Origin of the sequence: Candidatus Poriferisocius sp., assembly GCF_965214065.1 — a bacterium.
Lineage (GTDB): Bacteria > Actinomycetota > Acidimicrobiia > Acidimicrobiales > Bin134 > Poriferisocius.
Map to the genome: position 1 here is coordinate 941604 of NZ_CBDCAT010000028.1, position 25233 is coordinate 966836.

The 25233-nt window shown below is 66.2% G+C and carries 23 protein-coding genes; 16 read left to right on the top strand and 7 right to left on the bottom strand.

Going from position 1 to position 25233, the window contains the following annotated elements; genetic code table 11:
• Positions 1 to 35: 35 nt before the first annotated feature.
• Both gmd and ACOOGG_RS15800 read right to left on the bottom strand, forming a co-directional pair.
• On the bottom strand, positions 36 to 1028 hold the full coding sequence (gene gmd, locus ACOOGG_RS15795) for a GDP-mannose 4,6-dehydratase (protein WP_420436759.1): 993 nt from the start codon (positions 1026 to 1028) through the stop codon (positions 36 to 38).
• Positions 1021 to 1947: a GDP-mannose 4,6-dehydratase gene (locus tag ACOOGG_RS15800; protein WP_420436761.1), complete on the bottom strand. Its 927-nt coding sequence runs from the start codon at positions 1945 to 1947 to the stop codon at positions 1021 to 1023. Before ACOOGG_RS15800 ends, gmd begins: the two co-directional genes overlap by 8 nt.
• Before the next feature lie 109 nt (positions 1948 to 2056).
• Here ACOOGG_RS15800 and ACOOGG_RS15805 point away from each other — a divergent pair, with 109 nt between their 5' ends.
• From ACOOGG_RS15805 to ACOOGG_RS15820, 4 genes are read left to right on the top strand one after another with little or no spacing between them, the layout of a single operon-like run.
• On the top strand, positions 2057 to 2392 hold the full coding sequence (locus ACOOGG_RS15805; RefSeq protein WP_420436763.1) for a hypothetical protein: 336 nt from the start codon (positions 2057 to 2059) through the stop codon (positions 2390 to 2392).
• Entirely contained in the window at positions 2392 to 5268 is a 2877-nt protein-coding gene (locus ACOOGG_RS15810; RefSeq protein WP_420436765.1) for a glycosyltransferase, read from the top strand. Before ACOOGG_RS15805 ends, ACOOGG_RS15810 begins: the two co-directional genes overlap by 1 nt.
• Positions 5265 to 6818 carry a DUF5719 family protein gene (locus ACOOGG_RS15815; protein ID WP_420436767.1) on the top strand — a complete coding sequence of 518 codons (1554 nt, stop codon included), beginning with the start codon at positions 5265 to 5267 and terminating at the stop codon, positions 6816 to 6818. Before ACOOGG_RS15810 ends, ACOOGG_RS15815 begins: the two co-directional genes overlap by 4 nt.
• Positions 6819 to 6848: 30 nt before the next feature.
• Positions 6849 to 8510 (top strand): AMP-binding protein, encoded by a 1662-nt coding sequence (locus tag ACOOGG_RS15820; protein ID WP_420436769.1) that lies wholly within the window; start codon positions 6849 to 6851, stop codon positions 8508 to 8510.
• Between the two features lie 3 nt (positions 8511 to 8513).
• On the opposite strand, the gene ACOOGG_RS15825 is transcribed toward ACOOGG_RS15820, so the two are convergent.
• The 3 genes from ACOOGG_RS15825 to ACOOGG_RS15835 all read right to left on the bottom strand — a co-directional run bounded on the left by ACOOGG_RS15825 (position 8514) and on the right by ACOOGG_RS15835 (position 11519).
• On the bottom strand, positions 8514 to 9245 hold the full coding sequence (locus tag ACOOGG_RS15825; protein ID WP_420436771.1) for a helix-turn-helix domain-containing protein: 732 nt from the start codon (positions 9243 to 9245) through the stop codon (positions 8514 to 8516).
• A gap of 61 nt (positions 9246 to 9306) precedes the next feature.
• On the bottom strand, positions 9307 to 10512 hold the full coding sequence (locus ACOOGG_RS15830; RefSeq protein WP_420436773.1) for a CaiB/BaiF CoA transferase family protein: 1206 nt from the start codon (positions 10510 to 10512) through the stop codon (positions 9307 to 9309).
• Positions 10509 to 11519, bottom strand: coding sequence for a D-2-hydroxyacid dehydrogenase (locus ACOOGG_RS15835; RefSeq protein WP_420436775.1), 1011 nt, complete (start codon positions 11517 to 11519; stop codon positions 10509 to 10511). Before ACOOGG_RS15835 ends, ACOOGG_RS15830 begins: the two co-directional genes overlap by 4 nt.
• Positions 11520 to 11609: 90 nt before the next feature.
• Here ACOOGG_RS15835 and ccmA point away from each other — a divergent pair, with 90 nt between their 5' ends.
• The 9 genes from ccmA to ACOOGG_RS15880 all read left to right on the top strand — a co-directional run bounded on the left by ccmA (position 11610) and on the right by ACOOGG_RS15880 (position 18673).
• Positions 11610 to 12314: a heme ABC exporter ATP-binding protein CcmA gene (gene ccmA, locus ACOOGG_RS15840; RefSeq protein WP_420436777.1), complete on the top strand. Its 705-nt coding sequence runs from the start codon at positions 11610 to 11612 to the stop codon at positions 12312 to 12314.
• On the top strand, positions 12304 to 12972 hold the full coding sequence (locus ACOOGG_RS15845; protein ID WP_420436779.1) for a heme exporter protein CcmB: 669 nt from the start codon (positions 12304 to 12306) through the stop codon (positions 12970 to 12972). Before ccmA ends, ACOOGG_RS15845 begins: the two co-directional genes overlap by 11 nt.
• Positions 12969 to 13790: a cytochrome c biogenesis protein CcsA gene (gene ccsA, locus ACOOGG_RS15850; protein WP_420436781.1), complete on the top strand. Its 822-nt coding sequence runs from the start codon at positions 12969 to 12971 to the stop codon at positions 13788 to 13790. The genes ACOOGG_RS15845 and ccsA overlap by 4 nt, the downstream gene beginning before the upstream one ends.
• Positions 13787 to 13933, top strand: a complete 147-nt coding sequence (locus ACOOGG_RS15855; RefSeq protein WP_420436783.1) for a hypothetical protein — start codon at positions 13787 to 13789, stop codon at positions 13931 to 13933. Before ccsA ends, ACOOGG_RS15855 begins: the two co-directional genes overlap by 4 nt.
• Positions 13926 to 14480, top strand: coding sequence for a cytochrome c maturation protein CcmE (locus ACOOGG_RS15860; RefSeq protein WP_420436785.1), 555 nt, complete (start codon positions 13926 to 13928; stop codon positions 14478 to 14480). Before ACOOGG_RS15855 ends, ACOOGG_RS15860 begins: the two co-directional genes overlap by 8 nt.
• Before the next feature lie 37 nt (positions 14481 to 14517).
• Complete coding sequence (locus tag ACOOGG_RS15865) at positions 14518 to 16479, top strand: heme lyase CcmF/NrfE family subunit (RefSeq protein ID WP_420436787.1); 1962 nt, start codon at positions 14518 to 14520, stop codon at positions 16477 to 16479.
• A gap of 76 nt (positions 16480 to 16555) precedes the next feature.
• Entirely contained in the window at positions 16556 to 17059 is a 504-nt protein-coding gene (locus ACOOGG_RS15870) for a TlpA family protein disulfide reductase (protein ID WP_420436789.1), read from the top strand.
• Between the two features lie 17 nt (positions 17060 to 17076).
• On the top strand, positions 17077 to 17574 hold the full coding sequence (locus tag ACOOGG_RS15875; RefSeq protein WP_420436791.1) for a cytochrome c-type biogenesis protein: 498 nt from the start codon (positions 17077 to 17079) through the stop codon (positions 17572 to 17574).
• Positions 17567 to 18673 carry a tetratricopeptide repeat protein gene (locus tag ACOOGG_RS15880; protein ID WP_420436793.1) on the top strand — a complete coding sequence of 369 codons (1107 nt, stop codon included), beginning with the start codon at positions 17567 to 17569 and terminating at the stop codon, positions 18671 to 18673. The genes ACOOGG_RS15875 and ACOOGG_RS15880 overlap by 8 nt, the downstream gene beginning before the upstream one ends.
• Before the next feature lie 9 nt (positions 18674 to 18682).
• Here ACOOGG_RS15880 and ACOOGG_RS15885 read toward each other — a convergent pair whose 3' ends face one another.
• Positions 18683 to 19243: a YqgE/AlgH family protein gene (locus tag ACOOGG_RS15885; RefSeq protein ID WP_420436795.1), complete on the bottom strand. Its 561-nt coding sequence runs from the start codon at positions 19241 to 19243 to the stop codon at positions 18683 to 18685.
• Positions 19244 to 19245: 2 nt separating this feature from the next.
• Entirely contained in the window at positions 19246 to 20370 is a 1125-nt protein-coding gene (serC, locus tag ACOOGG_RS15890; protein WP_420436797.1) for a phosphoserine transaminase, read from the bottom strand.
• Between the two features lie 99 nt (positions 20371 to 20469).
• Here serC and ACOOGG_RS15895 point away from each other — a divergent pair, with 99 nt between their 5' ends.
• The 3 genes from ACOOGG_RS15895 to serA all read left to right on the top strand — a co-directional run bounded on the left by ACOOGG_RS15895 (position 20470) and on the right by serA (position 25211).
• On the top strand, positions 20470 to 21651 hold the full coding sequence (locus ACOOGG_RS15895; RefSeq protein WP_420436799.1) for a pyridoxal phosphate-dependent aminotransferase: 1182 nt from the start codon (positions 20470 to 20472) through the stop codon (positions 21649 to 21651).
• Positions 21648 to 23561, top strand: coding sequence for a S9 family peptidase (locus tag ACOOGG_RS15900; protein ID WP_420436801.1), 1914 nt, complete (start codon positions 21648 to 21650; stop codon positions 23559 to 23561). Before ACOOGG_RS15895 ends, ACOOGG_RS15900 begins: the two co-directional genes overlap by 4 nt.
• 69 nt (positions 23562 to 23630) lie before the next feature.
• Positions 23631 to 25211 (top strand): phosphoglycerate dehydrogenase, encoded by a 1581-nt coding sequence (serA, locus tag ACOOGG_RS15905; protein ID WP_420436803.1) that lies wholly within the window; start codon positions 23631 to 23633, stop codon positions 25209 to 25211.
• Positions 25212 to 25233: the final 22 nt, after the last annotated feature.

Here is a 25233-nt window from a genome sequence, read left to right on the forward strand (position 1 = left end):
CGAAATTCCCTTGGGTGAGACGCCAGTGGGTCTAATCACGAAATTCCTTTGAGCTTGCCCTGGAGCAGGTCCAGATCGGCGTCCACCATCATGGCGACCAGTTGCTGGAACCCGACTGCCCGGTGCCAACCGAGTTCGGAGGCAGCTCGGCCGGCGTCGCCCACCAGCAGATCCACCTCGGCGGGGCGCATGAACGCCTCGTCGATCACCACGTAGTCCCGGTAGTCCATGCCCAAGTGGGCGAAGGCCAGCTCGCAGAACTCCCGCACCGAGTGAGTCTCCCCGGTGCACACCACGTAATCACCGGGCTTGTCCTGCTGGACCATCAGCCACATGGCCTTCACGTAGTCGCCCGCGAAACCCCAGTCGCGCTTGGCGTCCAGGTTCCCAAGGCGCAGCTCGCGCTGGCGTCCAAGTGAGATGGCCGCCGCGGCGTGGGAGATCTTGCGGGAAACGAATTCCAGACCCCGGCGGGGGGACTCGTGGTTGAACAAAATGCCGGAGCTGGCGTGGAGGCCGTAGCTCTCCCGGTAGTTGACCGTGATCCAATGGCCGTACACCTTGGCCACGCCGTAAGGGCTCCGGGGATAGAACGGCGTGGTCTCGGTTTGGGGCACCTCCCGCACTTTGCCGAACATCTCACTGCTGGAGGCCTGGTAGAAGCGGATACTCGGATCCACGATGCGGATGGCGTCGAGCAGGCGAGTCACTCCCAAGGCGGTGGTCTCCCCGGTAAGCACCGGCTGGCCGAATGAGGTCTGGACAAACGACTGGGCCGCCAGGTTGTACACCTCGGCGGGCCGGTGCAGCCGCAGAGCCTCGATGAGGGAGGCTTCGTCGAGGAGATCGCCGCTGACGATGGTGATCCGGTCTTGGAGGTGGGCAATGCGCTCAAAGCTGACCGTGCTGGATCGCCGCACCAGGCCCACTACATCGTACCCCTGTTGGAGCAGAAGCTCAGTCAGGTAGGAGCCGTCCTGGCCGGTGATTCCGGTGATCAGTGCGCGGCGGGGATGGTGCTCAGCCATGGATCTCTCCAGTTTGGCGGGTATGGCGCCGACGCACATCGACTAGCAGGTCGGCCAGGGTGTCGGCCAAGGCGATATCGGGCCCCCACCCGGTGGCCGCCCGGAGCTTGGCGTTGTCGCCCCGCATCACTGGCACATCAACGGGGCGGAACAGGCGTTGGTCTTGCTCGAGGGTCAGCGGTGCCTCGGCCAGGCCCAGCAGGATCTCGGCGATCTCGGACACGGCCACATCCTGGCCGGAGCACACGTTGTAGGCCTCGCCGGGTACCCCGTCCACCACCAGCAGGCGATAGGCCCGTACCACGTCGCGCACGTCGGTGAAGTCGCGTCGGGCTGACAGGTTGCCTACGGGCACCTCGGTCTTGCCGGTCTGCTCATTGTCGACGATCCGAGCGGCTAGCGCGGGGGCCAGGAAGCGGTCGCTCTGGCCAGGGCCCAGGTGGTTGAAGGCCCGAGCCCGGATCACCCCGAGGCCATGGCCCCAAAAGCCCTGGATGCACACCATCTCGGCGGCAGCCTTGCTGGCCGCGTAGGGATTAACCGGCCGGAGTGGGGCGTACTCATCGAGCGGCAGGTCTTCGGGGCTGACCAGACCGTAAATGTCGCTACTGGTCACCGATAGCAGGCGTTCGACCCCTGCGTCGATACAGGCCCGGACCACGTGCAGCGTGCCGTCGGCATTGGTATGGAATGTGCCAAGGGGGTCGTCCCACGAACCGGCCACGTCGCTTTGGCCGGCCAAGTGGTACACCGCGTCTGGCTTTGCCTCCGCGATCAGCTCTGATACCGCGCCGGCATCTTCGATGGGGGGACTGCCGATGACGCGGTCTACCTCGATCACGTCGTCGGCGCAGGCGTTCAGATGAGCGACGAGGTGAGTTCCCACAAAACCCCGCGACCCAGTGACCAGGGCTCGCATCGCCACGAGTGTGCCACTTCGGACGCGCATTTGCCGTACTCGGTGACGAGTCATCAAGAGGTCAGAGCCGTGTCTCTTTTGCTGTCGGGCGGGCCGGTACGGTGGTGAGGTGGGCGAAACGCGGTCGGATCAGGAATCAGGAACCGAGGATGACCCGCTGGTCGAGTGCATTCAAAACGGCATCTACACCGCAGCGGGCCTCGGACTGCTGGCCATAAACCGCTTGCAGGCCGCTCGGCGGGACCTGACCGGGCAGATGCCCGACGATTTGCGGGACGCCTTCGCCGATCTAGCCGAGCAGATCCCCGACGACGTCCGATACGCCGTGGCTGACCTGGCCCGGCAGCTTCCCGACTCTGTCCGCACCGTATTGTCCGATGCCGTCGAGCAAGCCCCCGCCCTGGCGGTCGCCCTCCGAGAATTCGTCAGTCGCACCGAATCCTGATGGAAGCCACATCCGACATCAGAATCCAAGTGGTGATCGTGAGCCACGATCCGGGTTTGTGGTTTGACGAAATGTTGGAGTCGGTTGCCGCCCAAGACCATCACCTGGTGGACGTGACGGTGGTGGACACCGGCAGCGAGGCCGACCCCACAGCCCGGATTCACCGTTTCTTGCCCCAGGCCACCGTCCTCCGGCTGGAGTCCACTACTGGATTCGCTTCGGCGGCCAACCGCGTGCTGGACGCTGATCCCGCCCCAGGTTTCATAGCGGTTTGCCACGACGATGTGGTGCTGGCGCCCAATGCGCTGCGGCTGCTGGCCGAGGAGGCGGTTCGCTCCAACGCCGGAATAGTCGGGCCCAAGTATGTGGACTGGGATGATCAGTCGGTCATTCGACAGGTGGGCCTTCTGGTGGACAAGACCGGGACTCCGGTCTCCACGGTGGAGGAGGGGGAACTGGACCAACAGCAGCACGATGCTGTTCAGGACATGTTCGCGGTGCCTGGAGGGTGCGTGCTGGTGCGCGCAGACCTGTTCCGGGTAGTTGGCGGCTTCGATCCGAAGATGTCGTTCTGCTATGAGCATGTAGACCTGTGCTGGCGAGCCCGCATCGTGGGAGCGCGGGTAATGGTGGTGCCCTCGGCGGTAGTCCGCCACCGACAGCGGCTGAACGAACGCCTCCCGCCTCCGCTGGTTGGGCGGTTCTACCGCCGTCACCGAGTGCGGACTCTGCTTTCTGTCTACGGGTTCTGGCACTCACTGAGGGTGGTTCCCCAGGCGATGATCTTGTCGGCGGTAGGGCTGCTGGCGGCTGTACTCACCGGGCATGTGAGCCGAGCCCGGGAGATCGCGGGATCGTGGGGCTACAACCTGGTGCGCCCCGGATCGATCAGGCAGCGGCGGCGGGAGATTAGCCGCGTCCGCCATGTCGGAGATGCCCATATTCGGCTGTCCCAGGCTCGGGGATTCGCCCAGCTTGCCTCGTTTTTGACCGAACGCGGTGGAGGGGCGGGCAGTTCTGGATTTGGGCGCGAGCCTTCGGCCCGGAGCACCCTTCTATCCCGGTTGAGCCGCTCACGGGTTTCGGTGGTGGTGTGGCTGGCCGCATTGATCCTGGTATTGCTGGGTGCCCGCGGCCTCATTTCTGGGGGTATTCCCGTGGCAGGCGGGTTGACCGGGCTTGGATCTAGTTCCGACCTCTTGAGCGGCTGGTGGAGCGAATTCCGCCCTGTCGGATTGGGTCAAGAAGGGTTCGCTCCCACCGGTTTGGGAGTATTGACCCTGCTGAGCTGGCTGTTCTTGGGGGAGACCGGCCTTTTGCGCACCGTGCTGATCGTGGGGATGGTTCCGCTGGGGGGATTGGGGGTTTGGCGGCTCATGCGCCCGTTCGGCGCCCAATGGGTCCAGGTCGTGGCTCTCGCGGTGTATATGGCCAATCCGGTGCCTTACAACGCGTTGGCCAACGGGGTCTGGGACGCGTTGCTGCTGTACGGGGCGGTTCCCTGGTTGATGGGAGCTTTGCTGACTGGGGGAAGGCTCACCCCCTTCGGCTCTTCGAAGGGCACCTCCGGCCCGGTCTCCCACCGACCATCATTTTTCGGGGAGGCCTTGTCTGTTGGCCTGCTGCTTGCTTTGACCATTGCCATGGTGTCGGAGGCATTGATCGTGGTGGCTCTGGTACTTGCTGGTTTGCTTCTGGGATCGGTTCTGGCTGGGACTGCCGAAGGGACGGTGCGGATAATACTGGTTGCAGTGGCCGGGGCAGCCGTTGCCGCTGTGCTGAACCTGCCTTGGCTGCTGGACAGTTTGCCGTCATTGTTCGGCGATAGGCCGGGAGGCGGCCGCGGAAGCTCTTGGGCGGAGCTCCTCCGGTTCGACACTGGGCCATTTGGTGATGACCGCCTTGGATGGGCCCTGCCGATTGGCGCAGTGCTCCCTTTGGCTTTGGCCAACGACTATCGCCTGGCTTGGGCAGTGCGGGGGTGGATGCTTTACTTGGGCTCCGCGGCGGTCGCTCTGGCCGCTGAACAGGATTGGTCCCCGGTGCCTCTGCCTAGGCCCGAGGTCGTTCAGGTGCCCGGCGCCGTGGGCCTGGCGATCGCCGCAGCCATGGGAATGGCCGCATTTCAAGTGGATGTTCCGCGCTACCGGTTCGGGTGGCGACAGTTCGTGCCGATTACTGCACTAGTCGCCTTGGTGGCGGCCATGCTCCCATTGCTGGCCGTTGTCGCTGGCGGCCACTGGAACGCAACCGACGAGGATTACTCTGATGTCGCCCCGTTCTCCGACAACACCGCCGGCGATAGCGACGGCCTAGAGAGCCGGGTCTTGTGGATCGGCCACCCCGACGTCTTGCCGCAGGGCAGCTGGAAGCTGGACGATGGCTTGTCGTTTGCCGTGTCGGACAGCGGAGCCTTTCCCACGGTGGCTCAACGCTGGGTCGGCGAACTGGACGACCGCACCCGCCAAGTGGGGGAATCGGTCGTCGGAGCCCCAACGGCGGGCACCAAGCGGTTGGGCGCTGAGCTCTCCCAGTGGGGAATTGACACGATTCTGGTGGCTGAACGGCTAGCACCTGCGCCCTATGGCGACTTGTCTCAGCCCGCGCCAAGGTGGCTGTTTGAGATGCTCGACGGCCAGCTCGATTTGGCCCCTGGCAGTCTGACCGCAGGCATCGCCACGTATCACAACACCGCGCTGAAGCCGTCGACGACCGAACTCTCGGTGGCCGTGTCGCCCGACGACAGCGCCTCCGGACTGACCCGGCTGCTGTTGGCAGTGCAGCTGGCATTGTGGGTAGCGGCTCTGATCGGGCTGGCCCGTATCAGCACCGACGAAGCTAGCCGCCGAAGAGCTCTCCGGGGTGAGATGCGGTGAGCGTCGGGAAAGGGCTCGGCAGGGCGGTCCGCTGGCCATTGGTTTTGCTGGCGTTGGTGATGGTGGTTGGGCTGGCGGTGGCGGATAAGGATGGCGACGAGTCGGCACAAGGCGCCCTCCTGGTGGGCCTAGGGGTCACAAGCGCAGCACCTGGTCCTGACGCAGAGGGAGGGGTTTGGTATTGCGGAGATGGAACGTCGATGCCGGGAGAGTTCGCCGATCACTCGGTGATCGTGGCCAACCCCACCGACACTCCGATGACAGCGGCAGTGTCGGTGTTTCCGGAGACGCCGGCGGGCTCTGTGTCGGCGTCGGCTGCACCTCGAGAGGTGACGCTGGCGGTGGCAGCCAAGTCGGAGGCATCCCTGCGCCTGGCCGATGTGGTGGAGTCCCCCTACACCGCGGCGCTGGTCGAAATCGATTCAGGCCAGGCGATAGTTGAGCAGCGAGTGCAGGGTCCCACCGGCCTGGACGTCATGCCTTGCGCCACCCGCTCGTCCGCAGTCTGGCACTTTGCCGCCGGATCGACTCGGAGAGATGCCCGGTTGGCGTTCACCCTGTTCAACCCGTTTCCCGACCGCGCGGTGGTGAAGTTTACGTTCTCCACCGACGAAGGAATCCGCAAGCCTCAGACGCTCAGGGGGGTTTTGGTGCCGGCTCGGTCGCTGGTGGTAGTCGATGCCGACGACGCGGTCCCCCGGTTCTCGTCGGTCTCCACCACGATCGAGTCGCAGGTCGGGAGAATCGTCGCCGGGAGGCTCCAGCTCTTCGACGGCGCAGAGGGCCTGGAGGGGTTGACCGCGGGCCCAGGGATTCCGGAGCCCCGGATGCAGTGGGTATTCCCGGCCGGACCCGCAGACTCCGGCATGGTCGAGCACATTATCTTGTACAACCCTTCGGAACAGGAGGCGTCTGCCTATGTAGGCATCCGGTTGGACGCCGCCGACACCGGTGGCGCGCTGGCGCCATTTGAGGTATCAGTGCCTCCGGCTCAGCAGATCGCTCTGGTGTTTGGAGATGCCGGGTCTTACCCGCTTCCCCCCGCCCCCTTCTCCTATAGCGCTTTGAGCTCTTTGTCCGACGGCATTGGGTTCTGGACTGCGGTGCAGGTGTACAACGGAGTCCCCATCGTGGCTGAACGGGTGGCCGCCGCTTCGGCATTGTCGTCATCGGCGGGAGTGACGACCGCGGCAGGTGCTTCGGTCACCGCGGTCCGGCACCTGATTGCTGGGAATCGGGCCGATGGGGCCGAAGTGGCATTGGCCGTGGTCAATCCCTCGCCCGACTCCATCGCGCTGGTCACCGTGTCGAAGGTCGCCGACGGCCAGGTCGTTCCGATCGCCCAGCTCGATCCCGTGGAAGTGGCGCCACACGGCCGACTGGTGGTGCCTGTGGACCGGCTGGCTGAAGGCGACGCCTACGCCTTGCTGGTGGAGGCCAGCCAGCCGGTGGCGGTGAGCCGCTCGCTCCAGGCTCGGGTCGGGACCGGCTCAGCCTCTGGAGGCTCGGTCCCCTTCGATCCCGTTGCCCTTGACCCCTCAGCTTTCTAGCTTCACTTGCCGCCTGTCTACCATCCAGTCATGGACGTCCCCGCCGAATCCCTGCCCACCGTGCGAGAACTGGTGTTGAGCCGGGCCGACGACGACAGCTTGGCCATGCTGTTCGAGGACGAGCAGCACACCTACCGAGAGTTCACCGCCGGGTGCATAGCTCGGGCCCACTTGCTGCTGGACCGTTGGGGTGAGGGGCCTTTCCACGTGGGCGCGCTGCTGGACAACGGGCCGGAATACTCCATGCTGCTGGGCGGGGCCGCCGTGGCCGGAGCGGCGGTTGTGGGCATCAACCCCACTCGGCAGGGGGTGGAGCTGGCCCGCGACATCACCCATGCCGACTGCGGCGTCATAATCACCGAGAGCCGCCACCTGGGTTTGCTGGAAGGGTTGGATCTAGGCGCGGCCAATGGCCGCGTGCTGGACACAGACTCCCCGGAGTGGGCGGCCGCGCTGGCCCTCCACACCGACGCCGAGCCCCCCGAGGCCAAAATCGATCCGCTGGCTCCCTACCTGCTGCTGTTCACGTCGGGCACCACCGGCGACCCCAAGGCGGCCATTTGCTCGCAAGCCCGGCTGGCTCGGATCGGCCAGGTCATCACCGAGATGCGGAAGCTGACGCCCGACGACGTGTTCTACCAGGCCATGCCCATGTTCCACTCCAACGCGCTGATGGCCGGCTGGGTGCCCTGTCTGACCGCGGGAGGCATCGCCGCCTTCCGGCGCAGGTTCTCGGCGTCGGGGTTTCTGCCCGATGTGCGCCAATTCGGCGTCACCTACTTCAACTACGTGGGCAAGCCCCTCACTTACATCTTGGCCACTCCCGAGCAGCCCGACGATGCCGACAACACCCTGCGGATTGTGTTCGGCAATGAGGGAGCGGTTCACGACCTAGAGCGGTTTTCCCGCCGATTCGGCGTGCCGGTGGAGGACTCCTACGGTTCCACCGAGGGCGGAGTGGCGGTGAGCCGCACCCCCGACACCCCTCCCAACGCCTTGGGCCGGGCCGACGAGAGCGTGAAGATTCTCGATCCCGACACCGGGGAGGAGGCGCCATTGGCCGTGTTCGACGAAACCGGCAAGCTGCTCAACCCCGACGAGGCCATCGGCGAGTTGGTGTCGATGGTGTCGGCGCCGACCTTTGAGGGCTACTGGAACAACCCCGAGGCCGACGAGGAGCGCACCCACGGCGGCATCTACTGGTCGGGCGATCTGGCCTATCGGGACGCCGAGGGGTTCGTGTACTTCGCGGGCCGGAACTTCGATTGGCTGCGGGTGGACGGGGAGAACTTCGCGGCCGCCCCGGTCGAGCGAATTCTGGTGCGCCACCCCGACATCGACCTGGCTGCGGTGTTCGCCGTGCCCAGCCCGACGGTGGGCGACGACGTGATGGCCGCGGTGGTACGCCGCCCCGGTGCGGCATTCGATCCGGAAGGGTTCGCTGGCTTCTTGGCCGCCCAAGACGATCTGGGCACCAAATGGGCCCCCCGCTACCTGCGCTGGGCCGACTCCCTGCCCCAAACCGAGACCAACAAGATCCTCAAGCGCACCCTGCGCCGAGAGCGCTGGGAATCAGACGACGAGACCTGGGTGCGCGACGGCGACATCTATCGCCAGCTTGCTGTTCAGGATGTAACCGTAATCAGGTCGGAGTTCGAGGCCCGGGACCGGCTGTCGGTGTTAGACGTCTAGCCGTCAACTGTTGGTGTTCTCGGCGATGGCATTGACGGTGGCCGCGAATTGAGCCCGTTGTTCGGCGTCGATGGCCTCGTAGACCTCGGCCATTCGGGCTGAGGTGATCTCTTCTGCTTGGCGGTGCTTGTCCTTGAGGGGCTCAGGGTCGGGGAAGGGCTCGCTCCAGCCGAAGAACTGGGCGTGCTGGGGATTGGCTTGGGCGATGATGGCCTCTACGGGGGCGAGGCCAACGGCGCTCAGGCCGTGGACGTGGAATCCGAAGCGCAGCTCCCGAAGCACCTGGATGGCCAGGCCGGCCGCGGCCGCTGGATCGTCGGGCATCGGCATGGCCCGCCACCCAGCGTAGAGGGCCTGGCTCATGGGTTCGGCGGCGCCGATCACCGCGCGTGCTGCGGCGGCGAAGTCGCCCAGACCGTCGAGGTGGCCGAAAGTGTCGGCAGCCCATTTCCCGATGCCGGCGGCAAAGGCTGCGGCCGCGTCAGCGGGCGACCCCTGTTCATTGGTTTGGTTCCAACCTGCTTCGATCATGGCCGGGTGGAAGAGAGCGAAGCCGGATACCGCCACGTCAGATGCCACGTCACCCAGCACCCCGCCACGGGCGCCGATATACCGGGCTATCCCGCTGAACCCGGCCTCGCCGAGTGCCTGGCCCACTGCATCTGCTGCAAAATAGCTGCGCCCCATAGTCGCAATTGGCATCCCCGTCGCCGCAGCTGTCTCCTCTGGGGTCATCTTCTTTGCCCTTTCCCGGAACACCCCCGGTGCCCCACTGATGTCTCGGCCCGCAGCGTAGTCACACGAGGCCGTCGGATCGGGCTTGGGCTAGGCGGTCGGCATCCCAGCCGAGCAACTCCGCGTAGACCTCGGCGTTGTGGGCGCCGATGGGGGCGCCGGGGTGGGCGATGGCGCCTGGGGTCTCGCTCAGGATGGGAGCAGGGGTGGCCATGGGCACCGATCCCAGCACTTCGTGGGCCACCATGGTGACGCTGCTGCGGGCCTGCACCTGGGCATCGGCCAGCAGGCCGGGCAAGTCGTGGACCGGGGCCACCGGGATGCGGGCTTCGACGAAGATGGTGACGGCCTCGTCCAGGGGGCGCTGGGCGATCCAGTCGGCCACTAGGGCATCGAGCTCATCGTTGTGGGCCAGGCGGTCGGCCATTCGGGCGAACTTGGCCTGGTCTTCGGGGCTGTCCCGCCCGGTCAACGCCAGGATGCGCTCCACCTGGCGGTCGGTGGTTCCCGACAGGCACAGATAGCGGTTATCGGAGGTGCGGTAGATGTTGCGGGGGACGCCGGTTTCCAGGCGAGACCCGAACCGGGCCGGGGGCGGGTCGTCGCCGTCGGGATCCCAGGCGGCCAGGGTGCTGCCCATCAAGGTCAAGACAGGCTCGTACATGGACACGTCCACATGCTGGCCGCCGAGGCCGTTCACATCCCGGCCATAGCAGGCCACCAGCGCGCCGATGAGTCCGAATATCCCGGTGAGGGTGTCGCCCAGCGGGATGGAGGTCAGCATGGGCGGGCCGTCGGCCTCACCTGTCATGTGGGTGAGCCCAGCGAAGGCCTCGGCCATGGTTCCCGCGCCGGGCCGATCAGCCAGTGGGCCGGTGTGCCCGTAAGGGCTGACCGACACCATCACCAGAGCGGGATTGATGGCCCGAAGCTGCTCCCAGGTGCAGTTCCAGCGCCCCAGCATGGCCGGGGAGTAGTTGTGGACCAGCACGTGTACCTCGGCCACCAGCCCGCGGAGGATGTCGCGGCCCTCGGAGCGGTTGAGGTCGCAGGTGATGACCCGCTTGTTGCGAGACACCATGGCCCACACCAGCGACTCCCCATTGCGGCTGGCCCCGATGCGGCGCAGAGCCTCGCCCGACGGCGGTTCGACCTTGACGACGTCGGCGCCGAAGTCGCCCAAGAAGGTGGCCACCTGCGGAGCGGCCAGAAACGACGAGATATCCAGCACCCGGAGCCCGGCCAGCGCCCCCCGCTTCGGGCTCATTGCCTTTTCTTGCCCGTGACGAAGGGGAGGTCGGCGGGCAGTTGCATCGAGGTCACCTCGTTGACGAGCGGCTCGCCGGCCAGCAGTCGTCGCAAGTTGTCGCAGAACAGCTCGGCGCCCCGGTCCCATCGACCGATGCCCCCGCCGGAGGAGTGGGGGGTGAGCACCACCTTGGGATGGGTCCAATAGGGGTGGGCCGGATCGAGAGGCTCGGCGTTGAAGACATCGAGAATGGCGGCGGCCAGGCGGTCGCCGTCCAGAGCCCGAAGCAGGGCTTCGTCGTCCACCAGCTTGCCTCTGGCGATGTTCACCAGCACCGACCCCGGTTTCATGGCCGACAGGAAGCCGTCGTCCACCAGGTTCTCGGTTTCGGGAGTGGCCGGGGCGGCCAGTACCACCACGTCGGTATCGGGCAGGGCATTGGGTATCTCGGCGGGCGAGATCATCTCGTCTACCGGCTCATCGCCAGCGGGGTGGCGGCGGACTCCGGTCACATGGGCTTCGAACGCCCGGGCCCGGTGGGCGGTCTCTGCGCCGATGGCCCCCAGACCGATGACCAGCCAGCGGGATCGCCACACTTCTCGGAAATTGTGGTGCTCCCAGCGCCCTTCGGCCTGGGCAACCCGCCAGCGCCCGGCGGCTTGGAACTCGTCGAGCACTGCTCGCAGCACGAACTCGGCGATGGGTATGGCGGTGAGGTGGGCGTTGCAAATCCGGGCACCCCGGTCCATGAGCCGCTGGTACCCGTCCAGATCCACCCCGGCCGCGGCCGACTGGAGCCAGCGAAAATCGGGCGCCCCCTCCGCGATCTCGAAGAATCGGTCCAGAATGCCGCCAAAGAACAAGTCGCTGGAGAGCCACGCCACCTCGGGGCAGGCATCGGCGGGTCCGTGTAGCTGCCCGCCATCGGATAAGCGCAGCCACCGGAGGCCGTGCCCCTCGCGATCCAGAGCGTCGAAATGGGGCCGATGCTGCTGGTACGCCTTCTCGGTCACCAACGCGAACACATCGCTGATGATATGGGGGCTGCGGCTACAGGGAGCGGAGCACGCTTGGTTTCCGGGATACAAGAGTGCCCCTGTAGCCTGAGGGGAGTTGTGGATAGTGCTGTCCGGCTCCGGGCCGCGGTGACGTTATTGGGGCGGTTCCCCGCCTTGGCCGGAGTTGATCTCGACATTACGCCGGGGGAGATCGTCCTGCTGAAAGGACCCAATGGGGCGGGCAAGACCACCCTGTTGCGGCTGTGCGCCGGACTGTGCTCGCTGGCCTCGGGCCAGGGGTGGGTGCTAGGCCACGATCTCAGCAAGGAGCGCCGGATGGTGCGCCGCCGGGTGGCGCTGCTGGGCCACCGCACCGGGCTGTACGACGATCTGACGGTGGCAGAGAACGTGGCCTTTTGGGCCCGGGCTGCGGGGACGGGCGGCGCCGACGTAGGAGAGGCGATTGAGCGTCTCTCGCTCGCCGGGCGCCTGGCCGACACTCGGGTGGGCCGGCTATCGGCAGGCCAGCGCCGCCGGGCCTCCATCGCCTCGCTGGTGGTGCGGAGACCCGAATTGTGGCTATTGGACGAGCCCCACGCTGGCCTGGATCAGCAGTCGCGCGACACCGTCGACACGCTGGTCCGCGGCGCAGCCGCCGCCGGGGCCACCGTGGTATTGGCCAGCCACGAGCTAGAGCGGATCCAGGTACTCAAGCCTCGGGTGGTGAGCGTCGTGGGCGGGATGGTGGGCGCTGGGAGCGACCCGGCTGGTGGCTCAAGCGGTGAGAATGCTTCCACTGGGGGAGACCGCCGTGTTTCGTGATGCGTGGCTGATCGCGGGCAAGGACCTGAGGATTGAGATGCGCGCCCGGGTGGGAATCAACCAGATCGTGCCGTTTGCGGTCACGGTACTGGTGCTGTTCGCTTTCGCGCTGGACACCGATCAGGAGGCGTTGCGCACCTATGCCCCCGGGCTGTTCTGGGTGACGGTGCTTTTAGCGTCGCTGCTGGCCATCGGCCGCTCGTTCGCGGTGGATTTGGCCGACGGGGCCTCCGACCGGCTGCTGTTGTCGGGAATCGACCCCATCGCCGTGTTCGGAGGCAAGGCGGCGGCCATCGCCATTCAGCTGGTGGTGCTGGAGGTGCTGTTGGCAGCCGGCGTGGTGCTTTTGTTCGACGTGACCGTGCATCGCTACGGCCTCTTGGTGTGTGCGGGACTGGCTGCCGCCGCTGGTGTGGCTACCGCGGGCACCCTGTATGGGGCGCTGGTATCTGGGCTTGGGGTGCGGGAGACCCTACTGCCGGTGCTGTTGCTGCCGGTTGTGGCCCCCGTGCTCGTCGGGGCCACTCGGGCATTTCAGGACGCATTCGGCGTGGCCGGGGCCGAAGGATGGGCCTGGTTGGGCCTTCTGGCCGGATTCGCCGGAATATATGGGGTATTCGGAGCGCTGACCTATGGCGCTCTCTTGGAGGAAGCATGAGCACCGCGGTGGCCGCCACCACCTCTTCACAGGCGACCGAAGCCAGCGCCTCGGCGACCACCTCGTCGAAGGCGACGAGAGTCCTGGGCTGGCTGGCGCTGGCCGGCTTTGCAGTGCTGGTGGCACTGGCCTTCGCCTGGGTGCCCGAAGACACCCGCATAACCGAGCAGGGCGACGTGGTGGGCCAGTTCGACGCGGTGCGCCTGATGTTCGTCCATGTGCCGTCGGCCATCTTGGCCTACACCGGATTCGGGCTGACCTTTTTGGCCAGCCTGGCCTATCTGCGGTGGCGCACCGACTGGTGGGACATGATGGCCCACGCCTCCGCCGAGATAGGCGTGATATTCGGAGTGCTCACCCTGGTGACCGGCTCCATCTGGGGTCGTCCCACCTGGCAGACCTGGTGGGAGTGGGGCGACGTTCGCCAGGTGACCGCCCTGGTGATGGTGCTGGTGTTCGTCGGTTATCTGGCGGTGCGCCGCATCCCGGCCGAGACTGTGGTCAAGGCCCGGAGATCGGCGGTGATCGCCCTGGTGGGGGCGGTGAACATCGTGATCGTGAACCGGTCGGTGGACTGGTGGGAGAACCGCACCCTGCACCAGCAGTCCACGCTTACCGCCCGCAAGATCAGAGACGAGACGCTGTTCACCCTGTCGTTCTCGTTCGCAGTGGGCATGGCGCTGTTCGCCTGGCTGCTGCTGCACCGTTTCCGATTGGCCTACCTCGAAAGCCAGATCGAACAACTTGAGGTGGACGAAGCCATGGAAGAACGGCGGGCCGAGGCAGGTCTGCCAGATGACTCAGAGGAGCAGCCATGACTCATGTGGGATATATCGTTGCCGGTTGGAGTATCTCGGTGGCCGCGGTGGTGGCCTATGCCGGGTGGGTGCTGATGCGGGGCCGATCGCTGAGCCGTCGGGTGCCCGAGAACCGCCGCCGGTGGATGATGCCCGATGACTGACTCTCCGACCGAGGAGTTGGTGGACCCGGGCGAGGCCATGGATCTGAGCCCCAGGCCGCCCCGGCCCGCCCGGAGGGGCATCCGCCGGTGGATTCCGGTGCTGCTGGTGGCCGCGGTGTTGCTGGTGATCGGCTTTGTGCTGTGGAAGGTGCTGGCCGACGCCACGCTGGTTTTCCGCGAGGTGGACGATGCGGTGGAGCGCCGGGAGGAACTGGGCGACGACCGGTTCCGCATGATCGGCTCGCCGGTGAGCGGGTCGCCGCAGGATGTGACTCTGGACGACGGGCGCCCGGCAGTGGCGTTCTCGGTGACCCTCGACGGAGTGGTGGCCGACGTGGTTCACACCGGCGGAGTGTCCGACCAGTTCCAGCCCGAGGTGCCCGTGGTGATCGACGGCTACTGGGTGCGAAGCGGCGCCTATGGCGGTGTGGCCGATGATGGGTGGTACTTCGCCAGCGACCGGATGCTGGTCAAGCACGACAACGACTACCGGGTGGACAACCAAGAGCGCATCGACGACGCCGAAGAGCGCGGGCAATACGAATGAACAGCGGCGGTTCATTGCTGAAGGGCGACCGCCGGCAATGAACATAACCCTGGGGGTTCTAGGCATCTCCATGGCGATGGCTTCGTCGGCTCTTGGGGTGTTCATGGTGGCCGCCCGTCGACTCGACAGGGTGCGGCTGTGCGCCTGGCTGGTGTTGGGCGGGGCCGCGCTCTCGGTGTTCGCCATGGAACGGGCCCTCATTACCCGGGACTTCTCGGTGTCGTATGTGGCGGAAAACGGCAGCCACGCCACCCCAGCGCTGTTCAACGTCGCCACGCTGTGGGCCGCGCTGGAGGGCTCAATCTTGCTGTGGGCCCTAATCCTGGCCGGTTATCTGGTGCTGGTGGTCACCAAGTTCCGCCACCGCCTCGGTGATCCGCTGGTGGGATGGGCCATGGCGGTGCTGTTCATCGTGTGCCTGTTCTTCTTCGTGCTGATGTTCAACTGGCCGAACCTCGACTTGGCCCAGCCCTTCCGGCGGATGGACGTGCCGCCGGGCTATAACGGTCCCGGGCCGAATCCGCTGTTGCAGAACCACTGGCTGATGGCAGTGCATCCTCCCATGCTGTACCTGGGCTACGTGGGGTTCACAGTGCCGTTCGCCTTCGCCATAGCGGCGTTGGCCACCGGTCGTTTGGGAGAGGGGTGGCTATTGGAGACCCGCCGGTGGACCCTATTCGCCTGGGCCTTCCTCACCGCAGGGATCATCTTGGGGGCGTGGTGGTCGTGGGACGTTCTGGGCTGGGGCGGCTACTGGGGCTGGGACCCGGTGGAGAACGCCTCGCTGTTGCCGTGGCTCACCGGTACCGCCTATCTGCACTCGGTGATGGTGCAGGAGCGGCGGGGAATGCTGCGGGTGTGGAACCTGTCGCTGGTGTGCGCCACCTTCGCGCTCACCATATTGGGCACGTTTTTGACCCGCTCGGGGCTGGTGGACTCGGTTCATGCGTTTTCCGCCGATGCGGTGGGACCGGCGCTGTTGGTGTTCTTCACCTTGATTGTGGTGGTTACCGTGGGGCTCATCGCTTGGCGGGGCGACCGGTTGCGCTCGCCGGGGCAGATCGACTCGGCGCTGTCTCGGGAGGCGTCGTTTTTGGCCAACAACCTGCTGTTCGGGTTGTTCGCGTTCGTGGTGCTGTTGGGGACGGTGTTCCCGCTGATTGTGGAAGCGCTAAACGGCGACCGGATCAGCGTGGGCACCCCGTTCTTCGACCAGATGACCATGCCGATAGGGCTGCTCTTGCTGTTCTTGATGGCGGTGGCCCCAGTGCTGCCGTGGCGCAAGACCACCGCCGAGAGGCTGTCGGAGCGGCTGATGTGGCCGGGGTGGGCAGCAGTGGCCGGGCTGCTGATCGCCCTGCTGGTGGGGGCTCGGGGCCTGGCCCCGCTGCTGGCGTTTGGTTTGGCCGGGTTCGCTGGGGGCGCGGCGGTGCGCCAGCTGGTGTTGGCCTCTCGGAGGCAGGGGTGGCGGGGCTTGGTGGGCCGGGCCAACGGCGGCATGGTGGTGCACATCGGCGTGGTCGTGGTGGCGGTGGCGCTGGCGGCCAGCAACAGCTACCTGCACCAGAGCGAGCTGACCATCGCCCCGGGCGAGACGGCCTACGTCAGCGGGCATGAGATCGTATTTGTGGGCACCCAGGACAAGGTGTTCGACAACAAGGTCAAAACCGAGGCGGTGGTGCTGGTGGACGGCACGGTGGTCCGGCCGGGGGTGAGCCGATTCGCCAACGGTGGAGTGGTGCGCACGCCGGGCACCAAGTCGTCGCCGGTGCGGGACATCCAGGTGGCGGTGTTGGACTTGCCCGACGAGCCCGATGGCCCCGCCGGGGTGCGGGTGACCGTTCAGCCGCTGACCCTGTGGCTGTGGATAGGCGGCGCAATCATGCTGCTGGGCGCGGTGTTCTCGGCATTTCCCGGCCGTCGGAGGTCGCCCACCATGCCGGTGTCGGCTCCGGTGTCGGGAGTTCCCCTTCGAGAACGCGGGGCGCCCGTTGCCTGAGCAGCCGCCGTCCGCCGACCAGCCCGTCGATTCCGATCAGTCTGAAAGGCCCTCGCGGCTGCGAACGGTTCGGTGGGTGGGGCTGGCAGTCGGTGTATTGGTCGTGGCCCTCATCGTGGTGTTCGCTGTGTCTGAGCGTGACCGAAGAGGGCCGCCGGTGCCCGAATTCGCCCCTGAGTTTGCCGAGGAGACGTTGGACGGGGGTGAATTCCACATGGCCGCCCAGCGGGGTCGCTGGGTGGTGGTTAACTTCTTCTCCACCTGGTGCGTGCAGTGCGTGGTGGAGCATCCCGAGTTGGTGGCATTCCACGACCGCTACCGCGGCGATCCCAATATTCGGCTGGTGAGCGTGGTCTTCCGAGATGAAGTAGAGGTCATCGACCGGTTCTTTGCTGAGCAGGGCGGGGATTGGCCCATTGTGATCTCCAACACCGGCCGCATTGCCATTGAATTCAGGGTCACCGCCGTGCCGGAGACCTACCTTGTGGATCCCCGTGGACGGGTGGTGTCCAAGTTCACCGGAGGCGTCACCCTGGCCGGGCTCGAGGCTCAGCTGGCCCGTTCGGGGGCCGCCTTGTGATCTCCCGTCGCCGCAAGATGGTCCTGTCGTGGTTGCTGGTCGGCGTGGCCGCCGCCACCATGTTGGTGTTCGGGGTGGTGGACGGTCGAGACGACCGCACCAATGCCGAGCGGGCCCATGACATCGGCGCCACCATTGCCTGCCCCCAGTGCGTGGGGCAGTCGGTGGTGGAGTCGGACGTGGCCATTGCCCGGGAGATCAGAGCCGAGATCGGCCGGCTCGTCGTGGCCGGGCACAGCGACGACCACATCCGAGCTCGTTTTGCCGAGCACTACGGCGACTGGGTCATTCTGACGCCGTCGACGTCGGGGGTTAGCGGGTTGGTGTGGGTGATTCCAGTGGCGGGCCTGGTGGTGGGGGTGGGGTTGCTCGGGCTGACGCTGAATCGGTGGCGGCGGGCTGCGCAGGGCGGCGAAGCGGTTTCTGAAGAAGATCTTGCCTTGGTTGAGTCGGCGCGTGCCCAGTTGCCTGACCGGCAGTTGCCCGATGCTGGTGGGGGTGAGGACGGTGGATGATTCTCGGGGTGATGAGCAGGAGTTTTGGCTTGCATCATTGGAGGATCTAGATGAAGAACTGGCCGCAGGCGACCTGGACCCTGAGGACCATCAGGCTCTGAGCCGGAGCTATACCCGCAAGGCGGCAGATGCGCTTCGGGGAGATCGGGGGGAGCCTGAGCAGCCAGATGGGCGGAGAAGAGGCAAGCTGGTCGCGGCGGTGATCGGGCTAGTGGCGGTAGGGATTGTTGCTGGGATCTTTCTGGGGCGGGCAGTGGGGTCGCGCCATTCGGGTGACACCATCACCGGCAACGATGCGGTGACCAGCGTGCCTGGGTTGTTGAGAAACGCAGAGGAGTCGGCGGCCGCTGGAGACTTGGGTGAGGCCATTGCCATTTACGACCGAGTGCTGGAGCGGTCGCCCTCGAACCCCAATGCGCTGGCCTACAAGGGCTGGCTGCTCGTATTGGAGGGCCAAGAGGCAGAGGCAGCCGATGTGCTGGCCGACGCGGTGGTGGCCGCCCCCGGCTATTCCGACGCCCGAGCGTTTCGGGCCATTGTGCTGTATCGCACCGGTGACTGCTCCGGGGCGGCGGGTGAGTTGGGGGCGTTCGATGCAACTGATCCACCGGAATTCATTTCCCAGTTGGTGGAAAACCAGGGCCTGAGGACCAACATCGCCCTATGCCAGATTGCGTCGCTGGCCGGGGAGCAATTTGAGACTCTGGCCGACCTGGGATTGGCCGCCGACGACGCCGTGGCCGCAGCCCGCGCCCTATGGGATCCGAAATCTCCCAGCTTGGGCGACCCGGCGCTGGCATTGCGGGTGTACCAGGTGGTGTTGGTCGATCATCCCCGCCACGCTGGCGCTCTGACCTTCAGCGGGGTGATGCTCGCACAAACCGGTCTCGACGACCAGGTGGCCGAAGGGGCCCGGCGCATCAACCAAGCAGTCGAAGCCGCTCCCAACCACCCTGAAGCCCGTCTCTGGAGAGCCTGGCTATCCATCGGTCTCGGCCAAACCGACCAAGCCCGCGCCGACCTCGACCATCTCGACTCTCTCAACCCCCCTGACGAGATCGCCCGCCTTTCCGCCGACCTCCGATCAAGGTTGAGCTGAGCCGGTCAGTCAGTTGTGGCTGGGGTGGGTGGGGTAGTGGGTGAACCAGGAGATGGGGGAGGGCTGGCGGGCTAGCACGGTGGCCCACAGGTCGCCATGGGCTTCGGTCAAGAGGTCGGAGGGGTCGGCTTCGACCACGAACCAGGCGCCGGATTCGATCTCTTCCTCAAGCTGGCCGGGGGACCAGCCGGCGTAGCCGGCGAACAGGCGGACGCCGTCTACTGCGCTGGCCACCTCGTTGGCATCGGCCTCCAAGTCAAGGGTGCCCACCAGCCCGAGCACGGGGGTCCACCACCCTTGGTCGGGGTCTTGTCGCACTCGAGCCAGCGCCACCACCGACTCGTTGGACACAGGCCCACCGATGAACATGGTGGGCGGCGAGACCAGGTGCGGTGCCCACTGTGGCAGGGCATCGCTGACCAGCAGGCCCGACGGCCGGTTGAGCACCACACCGGCCGCGCCCTCTTCCTGATGGGCCAGCATAAGCACCACGGTGCGCTCAAAGTTCCCGTCGCCAATAAGTGGGGTGGCCACCAGCAGCTTCCCGGTGGTGTCAGCCCCTTCGTCCATTGCTAGAGATTTTCCACCACGTAGTCGATGCAGCCGCACAGAGCGGCGATATCCGATGGGGGAATGGCCGGGAAAAGGGCCACCCGGAGCTGGTTGCGGCCAAGCGCCCGGTACGACTCCACGTCGACCACCCCATTGGTTCTCAGCACCGTGGCTACCTCGTCGGCCGACACTCCTTCGAAGTCGATGGTGGCTACAACATGGCTGCGAATAGCGGTGTCGGTCACGAACGGAGTGGTGAAATCCCGGCTCTCGGCCCATGTGTAGATGACGTCGGCCGATTGATCGCAGCGGGTGGCGGCCCACTCCAGCCCGCCGCTCTCGTTGATCCACTCCACTTGGTGAACGGCCAAGAACACGGTGGCCAGCGCCGGGGTGTTGTAGGTCTCGTCTTTTCGGGAGCTTCCGAGGGCAATGGCCAAGTTCAAAAATGGCGGGATCCAGCGGTCGGACGCCGCGATGCGCTCGATTCGCTCCACCGCGGCGGGCGAGCAGCAGGCCAGCCACAGCCCGCCGTCGGCGGCCAGGCACTTCTGGGGGGCGAAGTAGTACACGTCAGTCTCCGCGGCATCGAAGCGCAGCCCGCCCGCGCCGGAGGTGGCGTCCACTAGCACGAGGCCTTCAGGGGCTGGGCGGCGCAGCTCCATCGACACCCCGGTAGAGGTCTCGTTGTGAGTGAGGGCATAGACGTCCACCGATGAGTCGGCCACCGCCTCGGGATGCGTGCCAGGCTCTGAGCTGATGATCACCGGTTCTTGCAGATGGGGGGCACCCGCCACCCCAGCGGCGAACTTGGCCGAAAACGCCCCGAAGCTCAGGTGCTGGCTGCGGGTTTCGATCAGGTTGAAGACCGCGGCGTCCCAGAACCCTGTGGTGCCCCCGTTGCCAAGCGCCACCTCGTAGCCGTCGGGCAGCGAGAACAACTCGGCCACGCCGCTCCGCAGACGGTGGACTACATCTTTCACGGTGGACTTGCGGTGGCTGGTGCCGAGGAAGCCGTCGGAGGCCGCGGCCAGAGCGGCAGCCGCATCCGGCCGCACCCGTGATGGCCCGCTGCCGAAGCGGCCGTCTTCGGGCAACAGGTCGGGGGGAATGGTGACTTTGGGGGTTAGGGCAACACTGCTCACGAGAACCCACGTTATCTATGCGGAGCGCACATTAGGCGGTGTTCGGCCAACTAGGAATTGAGCACCAAAATCCCGGTTGCGGTGTGAAAAGCTGCGCTCATGGCTCGCATATCCCAGCGCATTTCCGCCATCGCCCCCTCGGCCACGCTGGCGGTGGACGCCAAAGCCAAGGCCCTGAAGGTCCAGGGTGCGCCGGTGATCAGCTTTGGGGCGGGAGAGCCCGACTTTCCCACCCCGGCGGCCATCTTGGACGCGGCTCGAGCCGCCGTAGACGACCCGAAGAATTATCGATATTCCCCAGCCGGGGGGCTGCCGGAGCTGAGGGAGGCTATCGCGGCCAAAACCTTCCGCGACTCGGGATACGAGGTGGAGCCATCGCAGGTGGTGGTCACCAACGGGGGCAAGCACGCGGTGTACAACGGTTTCGCCGTGCTGTTGGACCCGGGCGACGAGGTGCTCTTGCCAGCGCCCTATTGGACCACCTATCCCGAGGCCATCTCGCTGGCTGGCGGGGTCAGCGTGGAGGTGCCCACCACCGCCGATGACGGGTTCATGGTGACCGTCGAGCAGCTAGAGGCGGCCCGCACCGACCGCACCAAGGCGCTGGTGTTCGTGTCGCCGTCGAACCCCACCGGAGCGGTGTACCCCCGGGATCGGGTGGAGGCCATCGGCCGGTGGGCCGCGGAGCACGACGTGTGGGTGATCACCGATGAGATCTATGAGCATCTGACCTACGACGACAATGAGTTCAGCTCCATCCCGGTGGTGGTCCCCGAGATCGCCGATCGCTGCCTGGTGCTGAATGGAGTGGCCAAGACATACGCCATGACCGGTTGGCGGGTGGGCTGGCTGATCGGCCCCCCCGACGCGGCTTCTGCCGCGGTGAGCCTCCAGTCGCACCAGACCTCGAATGTGTCCAACGTAGCCCAGCGGGCCGCGCTGGCCGCGGTCAGCGGGCCGCTAGACGCCGTGGCCGAGATGCGGGCCGCCTTCGACCGGCGGCGTAAGGCCATGCACCGGTTGCTGAACGGAATCGACGGGGTGCATTGCCTTGAACCCCAAGGGGCGTTCTACGCCTTCCCATCGTTCGAAGGCGTCTTGGGCCGGCCCGGTATCCCCGACACCACCGCCGAGTTGGCCGGATGGATCCTCGACGAGGCGCAGGTGGCCATCGTTCCGGGCGAGGCCTTCGCTGGTTCCGGTTATGCCCGGCTGTCGTTCGCCCTAGGCGACGACGACTTGGGTGAGGGCATCGGTCGCATCGCTGACTTGTTGCAGTGACTGAGCCGACAAACCTGCCCTACGGCAGCTGGCCGTCGCCCATTTCGGCTCAATCAATGGTGGCCGACGCCGCTGTGCCGGTGGGCGTGTGGAGCCAGAACGGCCGGATGTGGTGGACCGAGTCCCGTCCCACCGAGTCCGGCCGCAATGCGCTGGTTTGCGATGGCACCGACCTGTGGACCGCGGCTTCGGTGCGGACCCGGGTACACAGCTACGGCGGCGGAGCATGGTGGCCCGACGGTGCCGATGGGGTGTATGCCTGTGACGACGCCGACGGCCGACTGTGGCACGTGTCGGCTGACGGTACGGCCCGCCCGGTAACGCCCGAGCCCGCGTTCGCCCACGGATGGCGCTACGCCGATGGACGAACCCTCGGCGAAGCCACGGTGTGTGTACGGGAGGACCACCACGCGGCCCGGGTGGCCCAACAAGAGGGCCGCATTTTGGAAGAGGCCAATCAAATCGTGCGGCTGAGCGGCGACGGCTCGAGCGAGGCCGAGATTGTGGCCACCGGGGCCGATTTCTACGCCTGGCCCCGTCCAAGCCTTGACGGTAAGCGGCTGGCGTGGGTGCAGTGGAACCACCCCAACATGCCCTGGGACCACACCGAGCTGTGGGTAGACGGCCAGTGCGCGATATCGGGCATGGGCTCGGTCGTGGAGCCCCAGTGGGGTCCCGACGGCCGGCTCTACGTGGTGAGCGACCACAATGGCTGGTGGAATCTGTATTGGCTGGACGGCGGCGACCTCGTTCCGGTTCTAGAGCTCGACTCCGAGATGCACCGCGCGGCCTGGGTTTTCGACGATCCCAGTTATGCGGTGTGCGACGACAACACGGTGGTGGTGGCGGCCATGCGGGGATCGTTGGCCGAACTGTGGGCTATTCCTGCCGACGGTTCTGGGCCTGTGCCGCTCGATCTGCCCTGGACCTCCTATGCAAGTGTCCGCCCTGCCGGACCCCATTCCGTCTGCGCTATTGCCGCTTCACCGACCCAAGAGCCTACCGCGGTGCGAATCGACGTCGCCTACGGTTCGCATGAGGTAATCCGCCCGCCGGCCCGGACCGCGGTCGATCCGGCGTATCTGTCGAGCCCTCGCCCCATCAGCTTTCCCACCACCGACAATGCGGAGGCCCACGGTCTTTACTACCCGCCCGCCAATCCGAGCGCGAGGGCACCGGCCGGTGAGAAGCCGCCGCTTTTGGTTCTAGGCCACGGTGGGCCCACTGGTGCGGCTCGCAGCCAACTCCAGCTCGGCATCCAGTACTGGACCAGCCGGGGAATCGCGGTGGTGGACGTGAACTACCGGGGCAGCACCGGCTACGGCACCGCCTACCGGGAGGCGCTCCAAGGCCTTTGGGGCGTCAGCGACGTGGACGACTGTGTAGCCGCGGCCCGCCATCTGGTGCGCACCGGCGAGGTGGACGGAGACCGGCTCATCATCCGAGGCTCCAGCGCGGGCGGCTACACCACCTTGTGCGCGCTGGCCTTCCACGAGGTGTTCGCGGCCGGGGCCAGCCGCTACGGCATCGCCGATCTGGCCGCCCTGGCCATCGATACCCACAAGTTCGAGGCCCGCTACATGGACAGCCTGGTGGGGCTGTACCCCGAAGACGAAGAGGTGTACAAGGCCCGTTCACCCATTCACTTCGTGGACGACTTCGAGGCCCCCATGATCGTGCTCCAGGGCTCTGAAGACGTGGTGGTTCCCCCCAACCAGGCCGAGATGATCGTGGCCGCCCTGGAGCAGCGCTCGATTCCCGTGGCCTACCTGCTGTTCGAAGGAGAACAGCACGGATTCCGCAAAGCCGAGAACATCGTGGCCGCCCTAGAAGCCGAGCTGGCGTTCTTCGCCGAGATATTGGGGTTCGATTTGGCCGGCGACATTCCGCAGGTGGATATCCGCCGATAGCCGAAATCAATCACGCGGCTGACAATTGGTCCCCAGCGGGCCACAGAATTCCGTCTAGCCTGAGAGCCGATGGCCAGGGTCCTTGTTGCAGAGAAGATCGCCGACATCGGGGTCGCCAAGCTCCGCCACGCCGGCCATGACGTGGAGGTCCGCACCGGGATGAGTCCCGATGAGCTGCTGGAGGCGGTCGCAGGGGTTCACGGGCTGATCATCCGGTCGGCCACCCAGGTGACTGCCGAGGTGTTCGACGCGGGCCGCGAATTGGTGATCGTGGGCCGGGCCGGGGTGGGCCTCGACAACGTGGACGTGGACGCGGCCACCGAGCATGGCGTTTTGGTGGTGAACGACACCTTGTCCAACATCATCTCGGCCGCTGAGCACACTATGGCGTTGATCTTGGCCCAGGCCCGGAACATCCCCCAGGCGCATGCCGCGCTCACCGACGGCCGTTGGGAGCGCGGCCGTTGGGAGGGCATCGAGCTGAGCGACAAGACCCTGGGCATCCTCGGGCTGGGTCGCATCGGGCGGCTGGTGGCCGAGCGGGCGTTGGGCTTCGCCATGCGGGTGATCGCCAGCGACCCCTATGTGTCTGAGGAGATGGCCCTCCACAGCGTGATGTCGTTGGTGTCGCTGGAGGAGCTGGTGGCCCAGTCGGATTTCATCACCATCCACGTGGCCCGCACTCCGGAGACCATCGGGCTTATCAACTCCGAGTTGCTGGAGCTGGCCAAGCCCAACTTGCGAATCGTCAATGTGTCACGCGGCGGGATCGTGGACGAGGCCGACTTGGCCGAGGCGGTGGCCTCGGGGCGCATCGCTGGGGCGGCCCTTGATGTGTTCGACGGAGAGCCCATCACCGAGTCGCCGCTGTTCGACTTGGACTCGGTGGTGGTCACCCCCCACCTAGGGGCCAGTACCGAAGAGGCCCAGAGCAAGGCGGGCGATGCCATTGCCGAGCAGGTGATGCTGGCATTGGGCGGAGAGTTCGTGCCCGCCGCGGTGAACGTTCCGGCCAAGAACGTCCCCGACGTGCTGCGTCCCTATCTGCCGCTGGCCGAGCAGCTCGGACGCCTGTTCGGGAATCTGTGCGAACGGCTGCCCGAGGTGCTGGAGGTGGAGCTGATCGGGGAGATCGGCAAGCCCGACAACACTGTGGCGGTCATGTCGGTGGTCAAGGGCTTGCTGAGCGCGGTGTCGGACATGCAGGTCAGCTATGTGAACGCGCTGACTATGGCCGAAGAGCGGGGGATGGAGGTGCGGGCGATCAGCACGCCCACCTCGAAAGATCATGTGAACCTGCTCACTGTGCGGGGCGGGGGTCATAGCCTCGGCGGGCGGCTGACCGGGGCGCGACAAGATCCGGTGCTGGTGCTGGCCGACGACCACGCCATCCACATGCCGCCAGCGGCCCACATGATCTTGCTGTCCAACGACGACCGCCCCGGCGTGATCGGCGCAGTGGGCACTCTGCTGGGAAGTGCCGGCATCAACATCAACGACATGAACGTGGGACGAGCGCCTACCGGGGAGGGGGCATCCATGGTGATCGCCACCCCCCATCCCGTGCCCAAGGAGGTGGCCGACGCCCTGGTGGCCATCGACGGGGTGCAGTCGGCCCGCTATATGGGACTGGCTCCGGCCCAAGCGTGAAAGAGCCCAGTTGTTTGGAATA